General features: G+C 38.8%; 14 protein-coding genes. 8 read left to right on the forward strand and 6 right to left on the reverse strand.

Features of this window, described 5'->3' with window-relative positions; genetic code table 11:
* Positions 1-3: 3 nt before the first annotated feature.
* Positions 4-237: a TIGR02647 family protein gene (locus P20652_RS03630; protein ID WP_007582405.1), complete on the reverse strand. Its 234-nt coding sequence runs from the start codon at positions 235-237 to the stop codon at positions 4-6.
* Positions 238-375: 138 nt separating this feature from the next.
* On the opposite strand from P20652_RS03630, the gene P20652_RS03625 reads away from it, so the two are divergent.
* A complete protein-coding gene (locus P20652_RS03625) occupies positions 376-678 on the forward strand; it encodes a DUF1496 domain-containing protein (protein ID WP_008171350.1) in 303 nt (100 codons plus the stop codon).
* 54 nt (positions 679-732) lie between these two features.
* Positions 733-1,041, forward strand: coding sequence for a VF530 family DNA-binding protein (locus P20652_RS03620; RefSeq protein ID WP_024591820.1), 309 nt, complete (start codon positions 733-735; stop codon positions 1,039-1,041).
* 50 nt (positions 1,042-1,091) lie between these two features.
* On the opposite strand, the gene P20652_RS03615 is transcribed toward P20652_RS03620, so the two are convergent.
* Positions 1,092-2,711, reverse strand: a complete 1,620-nt coding sequence (locus P20652_RS03615; protein ID WP_008171352.1) for a diacylglycerol kinase family protein — start codon at positions 2,709-2,711, stop codon at positions 1,092-1,094.
* A 349-nt stretch (positions 2,712-3,060) separates the two neighbouring features.
* On the opposite strand from P20652_RS03615, the gene P20652_RS03610 reads away from it, so the two are divergent.
* The 6 genes from P20652_RS03610 (at position 3,061) to P20652_RS03585 (ending at position 8,731) form a co-directional block, all read left to right on the forward strand.
* The gene (locus tag P20652_RS03610) at positions 3,061-3,591 is read left to right on the forward strand and encodes a sigma-70 family RNA polymerase sigma factor (protein WP_008171354.1); all 531 of its coding nucleotides are present in this window, start codon (positions 3,061-3,063) and stop codon (positions 3,589-3,591) included.
* Positions 3,588-4,271 (forward strand): anti-sigma factor domain-containing protein, encoded by a 684-nt coding sequence (locus P20652_RS03605; RefSeq protein WP_008171356.1) that lies wholly within the window; start codon positions 3,588-3,590, stop codon positions 4,269-4,271. The genes P20652_RS03610 and P20652_RS03605 overlap by 4 nt, the downstream gene beginning before the upstream one ends.
* A gap of 158 nt (positions 4,272-4,429) precedes the next feature.
* Positions 4,430-6,022, forward strand: coding sequence for a DUF4331 domain-containing protein (locus P20652_RS03600; protein WP_008171358.1), 1,593 nt, complete (start codon positions 4,430-4,432; stop codon positions 6,020-6,022).
* Between the two features lie 11 nt (positions 6,023-6,033).
* Entirely contained in the window at positions 6,034-6,543 is a 510-nt protein-coding gene (locus tag P20652_RS03595) for an Ig-like domain-containing protein (protein ID WP_008171360.1), read from the forward strand.
* A 53-nt stretch (positions 6,544-6,596) separates the two neighbouring features.
* The gene (locus P20652_RS03590; RefSeq protein ID WP_008171361.1) at positions 6,597-7,622 is read left to right on the forward strand and encodes a hypothetical protein; all 1,026 of its coding nucleotides are present in this window, start codon (positions 6,597-6,599) and stop codon (positions 7,620-7,622) included.
* Positions 7,619-8,731 carry a HupE/UreJ family protein gene (locus P20652_RS03585; RefSeq protein ID WP_008171365.1) on the forward strand — a complete coding sequence of 371 codons (1,113 nt, stop codon included), beginning with the start codon at positions 7,619-7,621 and terminating at the stop codon, positions 8,729-8,731. The genes P20652_RS03590 and P20652_RS03585 overlap by 4 nt, the downstream gene beginning before the upstream one ends.
* 66 nt (positions 8,732-8,797) lie before the next feature.
* On the opposite strand, the gene P20652_RS03580 is transcribed toward P20652_RS03585, so the two are convergent.
* The 4 genes from P20652_RS03580 to P20652_RS03565 all read right to left on the reverse strand — a co-directional run bounded on the left by P20652_RS03580 (position 8,798) and on the right by P20652_RS03565 (position 15,490).
* Positions 8,798-9,418, reverse strand: a complete 621-nt coding sequence (locus P20652_RS03580) for a TetR/AcrR family transcriptional regulator (protein ID WP_008171368.1) — start codon at positions 9,416-9,418, stop codon at positions 8,798-8,800.
* A 184-nt stretch (positions 9,419-9,602) separates the two neighbouring features.
* Positions 9,603-12,737, reverse strand: coding sequence for an efflux RND transporter permease subunit (locus P20652_RS03575; protein WP_008171370.1), 3,135 nt, complete (start codon positions 12,735-12,737; stop codon positions 9,603-9,605).
* A gap of 12 nt (positions 12,738-12,749) precedes the next feature.
* Positions 12,750-13,919, reverse strand: coding sequence for an efflux RND transporter periplasmic adaptor subunit (locus P20652_RS03570; RefSeq protein WP_008171372.1), 1,170 nt, complete (start codon positions 13,917-13,919; stop codon positions 12,750-12,752).
* A 263-nt stretch (positions 13,920-14,182) separates the two neighbouring features.
* Positions 14,183-15,490, reverse strand: a complete 1,308-nt coding sequence (locus P20652_RS03565) for a hemolysin family protein (RefSeq protein ID WP_008171374.1) — start codon at positions 15,488-15,490, stop codon at positions 14,183-14,185.
* Positions 15,491-15,561 lie beyond the last annotated feature (71 nt).

Raw genomic sequence — 15,561 nt, forward strand, 5'->3', positions numbered from 1 at the left:
TAGCTAGCTTTGTAGCGCACTATGAATAACCGTAATGTGCTCAATTAAATCTAAGCCCAGATCAGTTAAATATCCGCCATCTGGGCTATCTATAATCCCTTTTTCAAATAAACGTTGCGCTGCACTAAGTAAGCTTGGCTCTGCGTCTGAGTGTAATTTTATACCCTGCATTTTACTGTCGCGAGGAAACTTTGCTAATAGTGTGAATTCTTCGATCATTGTTTGATTAAATTGCATTGTGTGCACCTTTTTATTTGAATCCAAGTTGCTCTGTGAGTAACTAAGTTTATAATTAAAATCACTTTGTGTACTTTACACTAGCACGTTTTTTAGCTTAATGTATTATTTTTAACCCTCCCTATTTAAAGGCCTATAATGCGTAACTTTTTAATTCTATGCTTTTGTTTTAGCAGCTTATCGTATTCAATACTTAGTGAGGCAGCAACACTTAAAACCCATTCAATTATTGATGCAAACCAGTTTGTAAATGAAGAATCAAACTGTTGGTACGACAACAAACGCTATAGCGAAGGCGCATTAATACAAATTCACTCTTTTACGCTTTTGTGCGGTGCTAAAACCCCTCAGCACAGTAACAGCCAACTCATTTGGCTTAAAATAGATAAACAAGGTAATGCTATTTACCCAACAGCTCCTAAAACAATCACTGTGAATTAGCGCTAAAAGCTGATTTGAGCTACAATGCACGCAGTTTAAATAAGTAGTATGGCTATGAATAATCAACCTAAAAACCCTTTACACGGGGTAACGTTAGAACAAATACTTGTTGAGTTAGAACAGCGACTTGGCTGGAGAACACTTGGCGAGCAAGTGAAAATTAAATGTTTTACTGATCAACCGAGCATTAAGTCGAGTTTAAAGTTTTTGCGTAAAACGCCTTGGGCTCGCGATAAAGTAGAAGCACTTTATATTCACACTATAAACAATAAACCTATTCGTAGACCGAAAAGTGCACCGAGAGAAACATCTTCTCAAGCGCCGGATACAACAGGGTTTGTTTGGCCATCAATTAAAAAATGATAGTAAAAAAGGAGCTAATTAAGCTCCTTTTTGATTGTAATTAGCGCGATTTATTGCTCTTTGCAAATCACATTTAATGAGGCAGGCTCAATAGTAATAACGAGTTTGTGAGCAGTTTTAACTTCACCGTCAAGTACGTACTTAAGCTCTCCTTCGCCTGTAACTTCTACTCTTTTAGCATTTGTATGATGCGAATTTATAGCTAAATGTGTTTGCGTTAAGCTACTAAACATCAGCTCTGCAATACTTAGTACTGTGGTTGAATCTTCATTATTGGGTGTTAGCCAATTTATATCGAGCAGCCCATCACTATGATCTGGCTGCCCACCACCTTGAGCCAACAATGTTGTAAAAGGCGCAGCATTGGCCACAATAAAGCTATTTGTACATATTTCTTTGGGCTCATTATCATCGAGTTTTACACTAAGTAACTGTGATTTTTGCTCACCAAAGGCTTCAAAAAAACCATTTAAATAGGCAAGTTGCCCCGACTTATTTTTCGACTCTCTATCTGCTTTTTCAATCATTGATTGCTCAAAACCAATGCCCGCTAATAAAAGTACTAATTCATTATTACAATAAGCGGTATCTATTGTGCTTGTTTGACCATCAATTATTAAATCACAGGCTTGTTCAACAGGAATAAATTTAGAGCTAATCCCCATCAATACATGCGCAAGTGCGTTTGCAGTCCCCATTGGTATAATACCTAGCTTACATTGTGTATTTACAAGTACGCTTGCAACTTCGGCCACTGTACCATCGCCTCCACACGCTATTATTATGTCTGGTTTTTGCGTAATCGCTTGTTTAGCAAGCTCAATACCGTTTACGTCTTGTGAAGTAGTAAGTACTTTTAAATCGTAATAGGCCGATAACCGCGCAACAATTAAGTGCTCTTTTTCTTGCCATAATCGTGTACCAGATACTGGATTTGCAATTAAAACTGCTTTGTTTTTAATCAGCAGCTCACCTTTTTTATGACGCTTAGCTAAATGACGAAGCTGATGCTTATTTAAGTTTGCGGTTTCGCGGGTTTCTTTTATTTGTGCAAGTACTTCATGTACATCTGCATTTTTGTTTTGACTCAATAAATAAGCCGCCATTACAAAAACAGACCGCCCACGGCCTAAAGCACAATGTACAACTACGCGACGGTTTTCTTTAATATGATGATGTATCCAATTAATAGCCTGATTTAACTGAGAATGGGTAGGAATACTATGATCGAGCACCGGAATGTTTAAGTAATTTATATTCTCTTGTGTTGAACTCCACTCAAGAGCGTCAAATTCACACGTTACATCTAAAATTGCCGTAATTGCGTTATCTTTTAATGTGTCTATGTCTGAGGGAAATAATCTGCAAGCTAAAAATAGGTTTTCATTTATTTGTTGGATGGGCGGCACTTTGTCATGCTTACGTGCCCAAGCATTATAAATTTGCACACCAAATAAAAATGGCACAAACGCCCAACGTATATAAAATGGGATCACCCCATTTTCACGTTTTCTAAATATTTTTGCTGTATTAAAAATATATGCGGTACTCACTAATAAAAGTGACAGTGCAGTCCAATAAAAAACAATAGCAAAGTAAACAGAGTTTACTTCCCAACCAATAAAAATAAGTAGTAATGCTAAAAGTGAATAACCAATTGCAGCCCACATAGTTTCTCCTTTGTGTAAATAATTCCGATTTTCTAATTTTAATTTAAACGGCTTTATGTACTCTTTTGCAAATATCACGCCATATAAATGGCATTTTAAATTCAAATTAAAATAATAAGTTATTGATATGTAATGTTAATAATAAAATAAATTTAAGTGCAATCTGCTCTTTGTGCATTTTTTACAAACATGTGAATAAATTATACTTACACGTCTAAATTTCAAACACTGATCGGTTATTGCTTGTACTAACGTATAAAACAGCTAATCTAAAAATCAATTAAATTTTTTGCATCCAAATCACACTCTCAACCGTTTACTCAATGATAATAAGAAAAACAGGACCCCTATGGATAACGATGATTTACTCCCTCTTTTGTGCGCAACAGCACAAGGAGACAAAAATGCTTTCTCAAGTTTATATCAACAAACTAGCGGCAAACTTTTTGCTATTAGTTTAAATATGCTCACTAACAGAGCTTATGCGGAAGAGGCACTACAAGACGCTTTTATAAAAATTTGGCATAACGCATCTGAATATAACGCCTCTAAAGGCACCGTTATTAGTTGGATGATAAGTATAGTTAGGTATAGAAGTCTTGACTCACTGCGCTATCACAAAGTACGAAAAGAGCAGTCGTTAGGCGATGACGAATATGAAAATGAAAATGAAAGTGTTGACGTTAATTACGATGAAGAAACGAAACTGGTTAATTGTATCGAACAGCTTGAGCCGCAACAAAAACAAGCTATTCACTTAGCTTATTACAAGGGGCTAAGTCATAGCGAGTTAGTGGATCATATAGAAACGCCATTAGGTACAGTTAAAAGCTGGATCAGGCGTGGGCTTATGCAGCTACAAAGGTGTTTAACATTATGAATTATAATAAACCCGAACTATTAGACGCGCTTGCTGGGCAGTACGTGCTTGGCACACTTAGAGGGCTTGCCCGTAAGCGTTTTCAGCGTCTGTTACTTAACTCAAATCAAGCACGTGAAGCAACAAGTCTATGGGAGCAAAACCTAAACAACTTAGCGAGTGCTATTACACCGCAAACGCCACGTGACGATGTATGGGTAAATATACTACAGCTTGTTGAAAACAGACCACAAACAAGTAAAACAGTCATACATACCAAGCCTTCAATTTGGCGTACATGGTCTTTTGTGGCAACTGCCGCGTGTATTGTTTTAGCCTTTTTGGTTATTCAACCTAGCACCAATGTTATGCAAACTCAGCAAATTGCTTTGGTTCAAAATCAAGATAAACAATCATTGTGGTTTATTGATGTAAACGAGCAAGGGCTCTCAATTAAAGCAAGTAGCCAATTAGTTGCTCAAACTAATAAAGATTATGAGCTCTGGATGATTTTAAAAGGGCAAGATGCACCTATTTCACTGGGTTTACTGCCCAAGCAAGGCAGTAAAATATTATTTAAAGATAACCGTTTTAACGCAAGTGATATCGCATTGCTAGCAGTGAGTTTAGAGCCTATTGGCGGCTCGCCAAATGGATCACCGACCGAGGTGTTATACACCACAGAGCTAGTACTTTTATAACCCTACTATAATGACCAAAGTTGGCTGCTTACATAAAACAGCCAACCTTGTTTTAAACTTTTTAACTAAAAAATAGAAATAATTTAATTTTTTTGCATCCAATTTAAATCCTGCCCCGTTATTAGCTATGACTTCAATCAAAACTAAAGGACAAAGTCATGAAAGCTTTAACTCCATCAATACTCGCAGTAGTAATATGTAGTACGTTTGTAAGTGCACCAAGTGAAGCATCTAGCCACAGAGAAGCGCCAAATATAAGCCGTTTCCCGACTTTAGATTCAACCGATTTTTATGTATTTAATAGTTACGAGCAAGGTCGTGGTGATTTTGTAACACTAATAGCTAACTATATCCCGCTGCAAGATGCATACGGCGGTCCTAATTACTTTGCAATGGACCCAGATGCTACCTACAGCATTCATATAGATAACGACGGCGATGCTGTTGAAGATATTACATTTGCGTTTAACTTTAAAAGCATGCTCCCTAACGATAATAAAGGCGTGCAATTAACGGTTGGACCTGAAGGTAATCAACGCACGGTGTCTGTACCGCTTAAAAATGTGGGCGGCGTGGCTGCAGGTGATGACAGCGCAGCAAATTTTAGCGAATCATACACAGTAAGCATGATAAGCGGCGCGGCGCGTACTGGCGAAACAACGGTATTAAATAACACTGCATCAAACACCAGCACATTTTCTAAACCGCTTGATTATGTGGGCAATAAAACATTTGGTTCAATGAGCGATTACCAAACTTACGCTGACCAATTTGTGTATCAGGTTTCAATTCCTAACTGTGAAAGCATGGCACAAGTTTTTGTAGGGCAACGTAAAGACCCATTTGTAGTTAACCTAGGTAAAACATTTGATTTAGTTAACTATGTACCTGTAGAAGGTGATAGTGCCCCTGGTGCTGGTGACGGCGGTGGTTTTCCAGGTGGTATAACACAATCAGCTGATAACGACGACCTTGCAGATAAAAACGTAACATCAATCGCTATCGAAATACCTAAAAGCTGTGTTGTTGGCGAAGGTAACGGCGTAATAGGTTCGTGGACAACAGCAAGCCTGCCTCAAGCTCGCGTATTAAACCCTAATGCTAAATTTGCTAATAACGCCGTTAATGGTGGTGCTTTAACACAAGTTTCACGTTTGGGTAGCCCGCTTGTAAACGAGCTTGTAATTGGCATCAAAGACAAAGACACATTCTCTACTGCACATCCTAAGGACGATGCACAATTTTTAGATTATGTATCGCACCCATCATTACCAGAGTTATTAAACATTTTGTTTAAAGATGCTGTTAATACGACCCTTGGCGCAAACTTAGAAACACTGGCACCCACTAACTTCCCGCGTACTGATTTAATCACTGCATTTTTAACGGGGTTTGCAGGCGTTAATCAACAAGCAACGGTAACACCTTCAGAAATGCTGCGTTTAAATACAAACATTGCAGCAACAGCGCAAGCTGATCAATCTGCATTTGGTGTAGCGGGTAATGATTTAGCCGGCTTCCCAAATGGTCGTCGCCCAGGTGATGATGTGGTTGATATTGCACTTCGTGTTGTGATGGGTCGTTTATGTCATCCTATTCCTGTAAATGGTGAAGACACTGATTTAGGACTTTGTGCACCAGAGGATGCTAATACAGGCACAGTACCATTTACAGATGGCGCACCTATTGATGCAACAATGATGGACTCATCATTCCCATACCTTGCAACACCGCTTGCTGGCTCTAAATAAGGAGTAAAATAATGCGTAATTTAAAAACTACCCATATTTGTGTTCTCCTCAGTGCATTAACATTGGGAGCATGTAGTAGCGATGATGATAAAAAACAGCCTACACCGGTTGTAAACACAGCGCCTACTGCAAGTGATGCAATACTAACTACACAAACTGAGGTAAGCATTACCGATATGCTTAGCGCAACCGACAATGATAGCGATTCGCTTACTTATTCGTTAACAAGTGAGCCAACTCTCGGAACTGTTACCGTTAACAGCGATGGTAATTTTACCTATACCCCAAATAAAGAAGTAACAGGTTCAGATAGTTTTATGTTTGGTGTAAGTGATGGCGTTAATTCGCAAGTAACTGCAACAGTGAACATTACAATTGACGCACTACAAGTCGACTTTGCTCAATTTGCAACCGATGCATTTAATCAAGCGCCAAATGCAGAGCCGTTAACTGTTAACGGTCGGGTGTTTACAAACACCGATACCGATGTTGATGGATTAATTTCAACAAACGGTAACTAACCAAGTAATTAAGCTGACAGGCCATGGATGGCTTTTTTCAAAGGATATTTATAATGCATTTATCAATTTTTAAGTCCGTCGCATTTATTACTTTATGCCTAACACCTTTTACGTTAAACGCTGCGCCTTTTACCCCAAAAAATGATGCAATTATTGCTAAAAGTAATTCAACGCTTAGTGCGTCTCTCTCTGTTGACGAAATAAATACATTAGTCACTAACAGCCAATATGCTGGCCAAACAGAGCGCTTACAGGGGCTACTTAAAACCCGTTTAGCCCAGCTATATAAACAAACACCCACGTCTCAAATTGGTTACTTATATGCTCGCGTTTTACAAAAAGAGCACCTTTTCAACGAAGCTATTGATATTGCTAACAACGTTTTGATTAAAGAGCCACAGCATAGTAATAGCCATTTATTGCTAGCCAATATATTTATGACTCAAGGTAAGTTTACACAAGCAAAAAAACACTGTGTAGCCTTAATTGGACAAGTAAGCACGATTACTGCTAGCACCTGTGTACTTGATGTACAAAGCCAACATGAAAGCGTTTTAGACAGCTACCAAGCATTAGTAAAAATTATAAATAATAATCAAACTAGCCTAGCTACAAACCATGTTTTAAGTGAAATGAGCTATCGTTTAAATAACTACAAACAAGCTTTGTCTCACTTACAAAGTGTAGATTTAGTTCAAGCCCCAGTGAGTCTTATTGTTTTATGGGCCGATATTCAAATTGCGCTAAATCAACCGCAACAAGTATTAAATACATTAAGCGTATTGCTTACTGATAAAAGTAATTTAGAGGATGCTATTTTACTAAGACTTTCCATCGCAGAAAAAAAACTGAATAAACGCGATAAAAAATGGCAAAATACAATGGCGCAAAGAGTTACGCTACGAGAGCTTCGTAATGATTCTTTTCATGCAAGTGACTTAGCTAAATATTACCTTGATGTACAACCAAATCGCGAAAAAGCACTTTACTGGGCTCATATTAATTGGCAACAGGCTAAAATGAGCACCGATGAGCAATTACTTATTCAAGCAAAAGCGATGCAACGAGATACACTATGAAAACGCCTTATCTATTTATACTCACTTTAATGCTGTGCATTTTTTCAACTTACAGCTTTGCCCATCAATTAAGCACAAGTTATATAACCTTAAATAGCGAGAACAATAACGACACCAACAAAAATCTATACACGGGTACCTGGCAAATTAATATTGCCGACTTAGAGCACCCAGTGCCTCTGGATTTAGATAAAAACGGACAAATTTCGTGGGCAGAAATAAAAGCAAAACGCAGCTCAATAAATAACTTCATTAAAGAAAATTTAAATATCACGCAAAGCGCGCAAATATGCCCTTTAAAAAGTGAAGGTATCTATCAGCTAGATAACCATTTTAACCAACCTTATTTGGTAATTCCGCTGCAGTTTAGCTGTGATGACAATGAAGCAATCACCCTTTCCTATTCCGCTTTTTTCAAAACTGATGCTAACCATAAATCCATCGTAAATATTAACGGTGTATCTCGTGTATTTAATATCAATGAGGCACAACAAACGTTCAGCTTTGAACAAACAAGTTATTTAAGTACCTTTAATCAATACGTTTACCAAGGTGTTTTACATATTTGGATTGGTATTGATCATATTTTATTTTTAATCGCCCTGTTACTTACCTGTGTTTTAAAACACAGCGATAAAGCATGGCAAGGTATTAGCTCTAAAAAACACATTATTAAACACACAGCATGGATAGTAACCGCGTTTACGCTTGCGCATTCTATTACGCTTACCGCCACCGCTATGAACTTAGTCTCACCAAATAGTCGCTGGGTAGAGCTTGGAATTGCTATATCGGTTTTATTTGCAGCATTAAATAATGTGTGGCCGTTGGTACTTCGTTTAGGTTGGCTTACTTTTGCTTTTGGTTTACTGCATGGGATGGGATTTGCGAGCGTACTTGGCGAGCTTGGCCTGTCGAGCGACTATCAACTGCTCAGTATATTGGCGTTTAATTTAGGCGTCGAAATCGGTCAACTTAGTATATTACTGATAGCCTTACCAATACTCATTTATGTACGACACTACACTTGGTATAAAAAGTGGGTAATGCCAATGGGCTCCGTTGCTATTGCAATCATTGCACTTCAATGGTCAATCGAGCGCTTTTAAAAAGACTAAAATAAAAAAGCTAGCCAAAATATTGGCTAGCTCACTTTTGGTTATTTAGTTTGAGCCTTACTGTGTTTTGTCAAATGGCATCAGTAAGGTTTTCATAGCTGGACGAAGCGCTATTAACACCGTTTCTTCTGTAAGCTCAGGGTAGAGTACTTTTCTCAGTAATAAACCTGCCATTACAGAAAAAATAACATTTATGCGACTATCTAACTCTGCCTCATCAATGTCTTTAATTACACTACTTTCACTTGTAAGAAGCTGACGCATTCTGTTGCGCGCCTGAGTATCAGCATCTCGTAATAAACTGGCTACTTTATTGTTTCTTCCCGCTTCAGCCATCATGTCTAAATCAACAACGCATGACCCTGTATCCATGTGTCTTTTAACACCAATATTTAAGCCATCCAACAAAACCGTTAAAATGTCACCCGGCTGCTCTTCAAATTTTTGAAATATAGAAAACATTTCTTCCATGTCTTTTTCTATAATACTTTCAATAATTGCTTCTTTACTTTCGAAGTAATTATAAATATGCCCTGCACTCATTCCTGCTGTTCTTGATATTTCAGCCATACCTGCACCGTGATAACCTTTACGGCGAAAGCAGTCAGCTGCGGCGCAAAGTACTTGTTCTCTTCGCGCATTTGCAAGAGCGGGATCTGTATGTCTTTTGTTTTTCATACTAAACTCCATTACCGAACCACTTGGTTCGACAAAAGGTGTTTAAATCACAAGTTAAATACGTATATGAGTATATTTAACGGGCTAAATTTCAACACCTATTTAGACTTACGACTGTATTAAACAGTTATACATAAAATTAAAACCACAAGCGCTAACTCGCCTAGAGTAAATGTATTTAAGCTCACTGTGCATTTTCCTCAATAGGGTCTTTAGACTTACCAGGGAACACACGACGAACTAATACAAAAAACAATGGCACAAATACAACAACTAAAATTGAAGACGCTAACGTACCGCCAATAATAGAAATACCCAACGCATTTTGCGCACCAGAACCCGCACTTGACGCAATCGCAAGTGGAATAACGCCACAAATAAATGCCATTGAAGTCATCAGTATTGGACGTAAACGAAGGCGCACAGCTTCAACCGCCGCTTCAACTAACCCAAGTCCATCATCCATTTTATGAATTGCGAACTCAACAATTAATATGGCATTTTTGGATGCTAAACCAATGGTGGTTAGTAAGCCTACTTGCAAGTAAATATCGTTAGATAGCCCACCCGTTAATGCCGCCATAATTGCACCAAATATACCCAGTGGCACAATCATCATTACCGCAAAAGGCACAGACCAGCTTTCATATAACGCTGCTAAACATAAAAAAACAAACAAAAGCGATATGCCATAAAGCATTGGCGCTTGACCACTGCTTGAACGTTCTTGGAATGAAATACCAGTCCACTCAGAAGCAATACCATTTGGTAATTGCTTAACTAAACGTTCCATTTCATCCATTGCTTGACCTGTACTGTAACCTGGCGCAGCCGTACCTTGAACTTCCATTGCTGAAAAGCCATTGTAACGTTCAAGACGAGGCGAACCATACGTCCAATAGGAACTTGCAAAGGCTGAAAACGGCACCATGTCGCCACTTTTATTGCGTACGTACCACTTATTCAGATCCTCTGGAACCATACGCGAGTCTTTATTACCTTGTAGGTATACTTTTTTAACACGACCACGGTCAATAAAGTCATTCACATAACTACTGCCCCATGCTGTGGCTAGTGTACTGTTAATATCACCTTGCGATAAGCCAAGTGCTTGTGCTTTAGCTAAGTCAACATCGAGTTGTAGCTCTGGCATGTCTTCTTGACCGTTTGGACGTACGCCCGCTAAAATTGGACTTTGGCTTGCCAGTCCTAATAACTGGTTCCGCGCAGCTAAAAGTGCATCATGACCAAGACCTACACGGTCTTGTAAAAATATATTAAAACCATTTGCAGTACCCAGTTCAACAATTGCAGGCGGTGGGAACGCAAATACAAACGCTTCTTTTATGGTTGAAAAATATCCCATTGCTTTACCGGCAACACCTTGCACCGATAAATCATCGCGCTGACGTTCATCCCAATGTTTTAAGTTAACAAACGCAATTGCTGAATTTTGACCCGAACCGGCAAAACTAAACCCCGTCACAGTAAAAATACCGTTAACTGCTTCAGATTGTTCATTTAAATAATGGTTTTCTACTTTTTTAACAACTTCTAAAGTTTGTTGAGTTGTAGAACCCGCAGGTAATGAAACCTGATTAAATAAAATACCTTGGTCTTCGTCTGGTAAAAATGCCGTTGGCAAATGCGAGAATACATACACCATTCCACCCACTATCACTGCATAAATAAGTAAATAACGTTTAGAGTGATTGATCATGCGGCTTACAAAGCTTTGCGCACCGCTGTTTGTTTTATCAAACCCACGGTTAAAACCAGAGAAAAACTTACCAAACAATGATGTATTATCGTGAACATGGCTCGGCTTTAAAAGCGTAGCACATAATGCTGGCGTTAAAATAAGAGCCACTAAAACAGATAAACCCATTGCCGATACGAGTGTTATAGAAAACTGACGATAAATAATACCCGTAGAGCCGCTAAAAAATGCCATAGGGATAAACACCGCCGAGAGCACCATTGCTATACCAACAAGCGCGCCTTTAATCTCATCCATGGATTTTCGTGTTGCTTCAAGCGCGGAGAGTTTTTCTTCGGTCATCAAGCGTTCTACGTTTTCTACCACAACAATCGCATCATCTACGAGTAAACCGATCGCAAGCACCATTGCAAACATAGTCAGTGTATTTATTGAATAACCAAAGGTGTATAAAATACCAAATGTACCAAGCAATACCACAGGCACAGCAATTGTTGGTATAAGTGTTGCTCGAAAGTTTTGTAAAAACAGATACATAACAACAAACACTAACACAACAGCTTCTATTAATGTGTGTATTACTTTTTCGATTGATAACGATACAAACGGTGTTGTATCGTAAGGCACAACTACGTCCAAACCTTCAGGAAAAAACGCTTTTAGATCGGCAATTGCGGCCTTTACGCCATCAGCTGCATCAAGTGCATTAGCGCCACTAGCTAATTTAATACCTAAACCAGACGCAGGTTGTCCATCATAACGTGCAACAACGCGGTAACTTTCACCACCAAGTTCAACGCGAGCAACATCTTTAAGACGAACAAAAGAGCCGTCTGAATTTGTTTTAACTAAAATTTCTTCAAACTGTTGTGGCGTTTTAAGCCGACTTTGAGCCGTTACCGTTGCATTAAGTTGTTGCCCAGCTGCGGCAGGCATACCGCCTAGCTGACCCGCTGATACTTGCGCATTTTGTGCAGATATCGATGCGCTAATATCTGCTGGAGTCAGTTTATAATTTTGTAATTTTGAAGGATCTAACCAAATACGCATCGCGTACTGAGAACCAAACAGCTGTACTTCACCTACGCCTTCAACACGCGATACGATGTCTTGCACGTTTGATGACACATAGTCACCAATGTCGATATTATTCATGCTGCCGTCTTTTGATACAAACGCCAACACCATTAAAAAGTTACGCGCAGACTTTGCAACTACAATACCTTGCCTTTGCACTTCTTCAGGTAGCAGAGGGGTCGCAGTTGCTAATTTATTTTGAACCTGGACCTGTGCTATGTCAGGGTCTGTATTGGCACTAAAAGAAAGTGTTAGTGTTGCAGAGCCGCTAGACTCAGACGTTGAGGACATGTAAAGCAGACCATCAAGCCCTTTCATTTTTTGCTCAATAACTTGTGTTACCGTATCCTCGAGCGTACGTGCAGATGCACCTGGAAACGTTGCTGTAATGCTAATAGCTGGCGGTGCAATTGACGGATACTGTGCAATTGGCAAATTTTTAATCGCCAAAATACCTGCCAGCATCACTACGATAGCAAGTACCCATGCAAAAATAGGTCTATCGATAAAAAATCGTGACATTAAAAATCTCCGTTATTGCGCTTTATCGGCTGTAATAGACGATTGAACTTCAGAAGGACTCACTGGTGCACCTGGGCGAATTTTTTGTAAACCTTCCACTATTAACTTATCACCATCAGCTAAACCATCGCTAACAAGCCAATTAGCACCAATTGTACGGTCTACTTTTAGTACGCGGCTTTGTGCGGTATTGTCTTTGCTTACCACCATTGCTGTTGGCTCGCCTTTGCTGTTTCGGCTAACACCACGCTGCGGCACTAAAATAGCCCCCGCTTTTACACCTTCAACAATAGACGCGCGGGCATACATACCTGGCAATAACAGTTTTTCTGGATTTGGAAACTTGGCACGTAATATTACTGAGCCCGTACTGGGATCAACAGTCACCTCAGAGAACTGTAATACTCCTTTATGGGGATAAATTGAACCGTCTTCCATTGTTAGTTCAACATCAGTTTGACTTGTAGAGTCAACCGTTAAATCACCTGAAGTAATCAGTTTTTTAAGCTTTGTAAGTTCATTACTCGATTGGGTTAAATCAATATAAATTGGATCAAGTTGAGTCACTGTAGCCAGCGCTGTTGATTGGTTTGCACTCACTAAAGCACCAACAGTCACGTTCGATTTACTAATTTGCCCACTAATTGGCGAATACACATGACTGTAACTAAGATTAATTTTTGCTGATTGTAACTGCGCTTTAGCGGTCAATAATTCTGCTTTTGCTTGTTTGTATGCCGAATCTGCTTCGTCAAAATCTTGCTGGCTTACCGCTTTAATTTTTAAAAGCTCAGCAAAACGTGATGCCTTAGATTTACTACTTGAAATACTCGCTTCGGCACGTGCTACAGCCGCTTCGCTTGCTGCTAAATTGGCTTTAAATGTAGCAGGATCTATTTGGTAAAGCCCTTGGCCTTGTTCAACTCGGTTACCTTCAGTAAACAAACGCGATTGTATAATACCACTTACCTGTGGGCGTATTTCAGCAATTTGAAATGCACTAATACGACCAGGTAATTCTTTTTTTAGAGTAAGCGCTTGGCTTTTTAATGTAATAACTCCTACTGGAACGGCTTTTGGTGCAGAAGGTTGTGATTGTTCAGCTCTCTGGTCGCAACCAGTTAACGCAACAGAACCAACAAGGACTGATAATATAAATAAAGCAATGCGGGAACGCTGCATAACAAATACCTTTTAATTTAGAATGAACGATCATTCTAAATTAAAAATGGTCAATTATGAATCTTAATACGATAAATTTACAGAAACTTACACTCCAAAAAGCAATGTAAGCATTAAACAGCGGGTAATGTTAATTTAATGAAAGCGCAGCGGGCAATTTGTTAATAAAATGTCGCTGACCTTAATTAAAAACACAAAAAAGCCAAGCATAGCTTGGCTCATAAATTTATTTGTAATTAAAAAAACATAGGCCCGAGTGTGCGTTACTCCACTGTTGGCTCTGAAATTATCGCTGGCGCAACTCGCGAAACAAGTAACTGCTCCACTCTAATTCCTTCTACATCAACAACCTCAAACTTAAAACCCGCATACGTTAAGTGTTCTGCCCGTTTAGGAATACGTTTCATGGTATAAATTAAAAAGCCTGCAACGGTTTCGTAATGCATTTGCTGTGGAAACTCCTCTATATCTAATACTTTAGCTAAATCAGTAATAGGGGTTAAACCATCAACAAGCCAAGAGTTTATGTCACGCTCAATTATAAGTTCATCACCTTGATGAGTAATTAAATCGCCCATAAAACCTTTCATTAAATCTTTTACGGTAACAATACCAACGGATAAAGCATATTCGTTAACTACAACGGCAAACGGTTTAGCTGCACTTTTAAACGCATTTAATGCTTCAGATAAACTTAACGTTTCTGGAAGGTAAAAAACATCTTTATCGATAAGTTCATCATTTATATTTGCTACATCACCTTTGAGCACTTGTCTTAAAATGTCTTTGGATTCAACAGAGCCACGCAGCTTATCTAAGCTTCCTGATACCACCAAGAAGTGATTATGAGGATGGTCAATAATTTTAGTCGCAATATCGTGGCTACTTTCATTTAAATCAAAATAGACAATTTGGTCACGAGGCGTCATTACGCTTGATAAAAAACGTGCTTCTAGGTCAAACACATTACCAATTAATTCATACTCTTGTTTTTGTAAGCTACCATAGGCAGCACCAGCATCCATCATTGCTACAATGTCTTCTGTTGTAACATTGTCTTCTCGTTCAGCAGGTACTTTAAATAAACGCAGTACAAAATTAGTTACACCGTTAAAAAACATAACCAGTGGCGTTAATGCAAAGGTCACCCAGCGCATTATAGTTACCACTCTAACGGCGACAGCCTCTGGCATGATCATCGCTAAACGCTTTGGCATTAAGTCGGCGAATAAGATAAACAAGGATGTAATAGTAAAAAACGAGAATAAAAAGCTAATTTTTTCTAAATGCACACCTTGGTAAAACAATACCAACACACTTTCTACATAAGGCGATAAAGCCTGCTCGCCCACAATACCACCCAATATAGCTATCGCGTTGAGTGCTATTTGGATCATGGCAAAAAAAGCCCCTGGATTTTCTTGTAGCTTTAGTACCGCTGCTGCTTTTATATTCCCTTCATCTGCCATAACTCGCAGTTTTATTTTACGCGATGCTGCAATTGCTATTTCTGACATAGCGAACAACGCACTGATCAAGATCAATAAGCTAATCCCGATTAAATCACCCATTTAACGCTCCAAAAAGTTAATGCTTTTTTAAAACAAAAAGCAGCTGGATTATAATCGGTTTTTTAAATGCG

The organism is Pseudoalteromonas sp. BSi20652 (assembly GCF_000239855.1).
In the GTDB taxonomy this organism is placed as follows: Bacteria; Pseudomonadota; Gammaproteobacteria; order Enterobacterales; family Alteromonadaceae; genus Pseudoalteromonas.

Excerpts from the sequence above, each read along its gene's own strand:
- P20652_RS03605 (WP_008171356.1), top strand. The coding sequence starts at position 3,588 with ATGAATTATAATAAACCCGAACTATTAGACGCGCTTGCTGGGCAGTAC.
- P20652_RS03570 (WP_008171372.1), bottom strand. The coding sequence starts at position 13,919 with ATGCAGCGTTCCCGCATTGCTTTATTTATATTATCAGTCCTTGTTGGT.
- P20652_RS03600 (WP_008171358.1), top strand. The coding sequence starts at position 4,430 with ATGAAAGCTTTAACTCCATCAATACTCGCAGTAGTAATATGTAGTACG.
- P20652_RS03630 (WP_007582405.1), bottom strand. The coding sequence starts at position 237 with ATGCAATTTAATCAAACAATGATCGAAGAATTCACACTATTAGCAAAG.
- P20652_RS03625 (WP_008171350.1), top strand. The coding sequence starts at position 376 with ATGCGTAACTTTTTAATTCTATGCTTTTGTTTTAGCAGCTTATCGTAT.
- P20652_RS03590 (WP_008171361.1), top strand. The coding sequence starts at position 6,597 with ATGCATTTATCAATTTTTAAGTCCGTCGCATTTATTACTTTATGCCTA.
- P20652_RS03610 (WP_008171354.1), top strand. The coding sequence starts at position 3,061 with ATGGATAACGATGATTTACTCCCTCTTTTGTGCGCAACAGCACAAGGA.
- P20652_RS03585 (WP_008171365.1), top strand. The coding sequence starts at position 7,619 with ATGAAAACGCCTTATCTATTTATACTCACTTTAATGCTGTGCATTTTT.
- P20652_RS03620 (WP_024591820.1), top strand. The coding sequence starts at position 733 with ATGAATAATCAACCTAAAAACCCTTTACACGGGGTAACGTTAGAACAA.
- P20652_RS03615 (WP_008171352.1), bottom strand. The coding sequence starts at position 2,711 with ATGTGGGCTGCAATTGGTTATTCACTTTTAGCATTACTACTTATTTTT.
- P20652_RS03565 (WP_008171374.1), bottom strand. The coding sequence starts at position 15,490 with ATGGGTGATTTAATCGGGATTAGCTTATTGATCTTGATCAGTGCGTTG.
- P20652_RS03580 (WP_008171368.1), bottom strand. The coding sequence starts at position 9,418 with ATGAAAAACAAAAGACATACAGATCCCGCTCTTGCAAATGCGCGAAGA.
- P20652_RS03595 (WP_008171360.1), top strand. The coding sequence starts at position 6,034 with ATGCGTAATTTAAAAACTACCCATATTTGTGTTCTCCTCAGTGCATTA.
- P20652_RS03575 (WP_008171370.1), bottom strand. The coding sequence starts at position 12,737 with ATGTCACGATTTTTTATCGATAGACCTATTTTTGCATGGGTACTTGCT.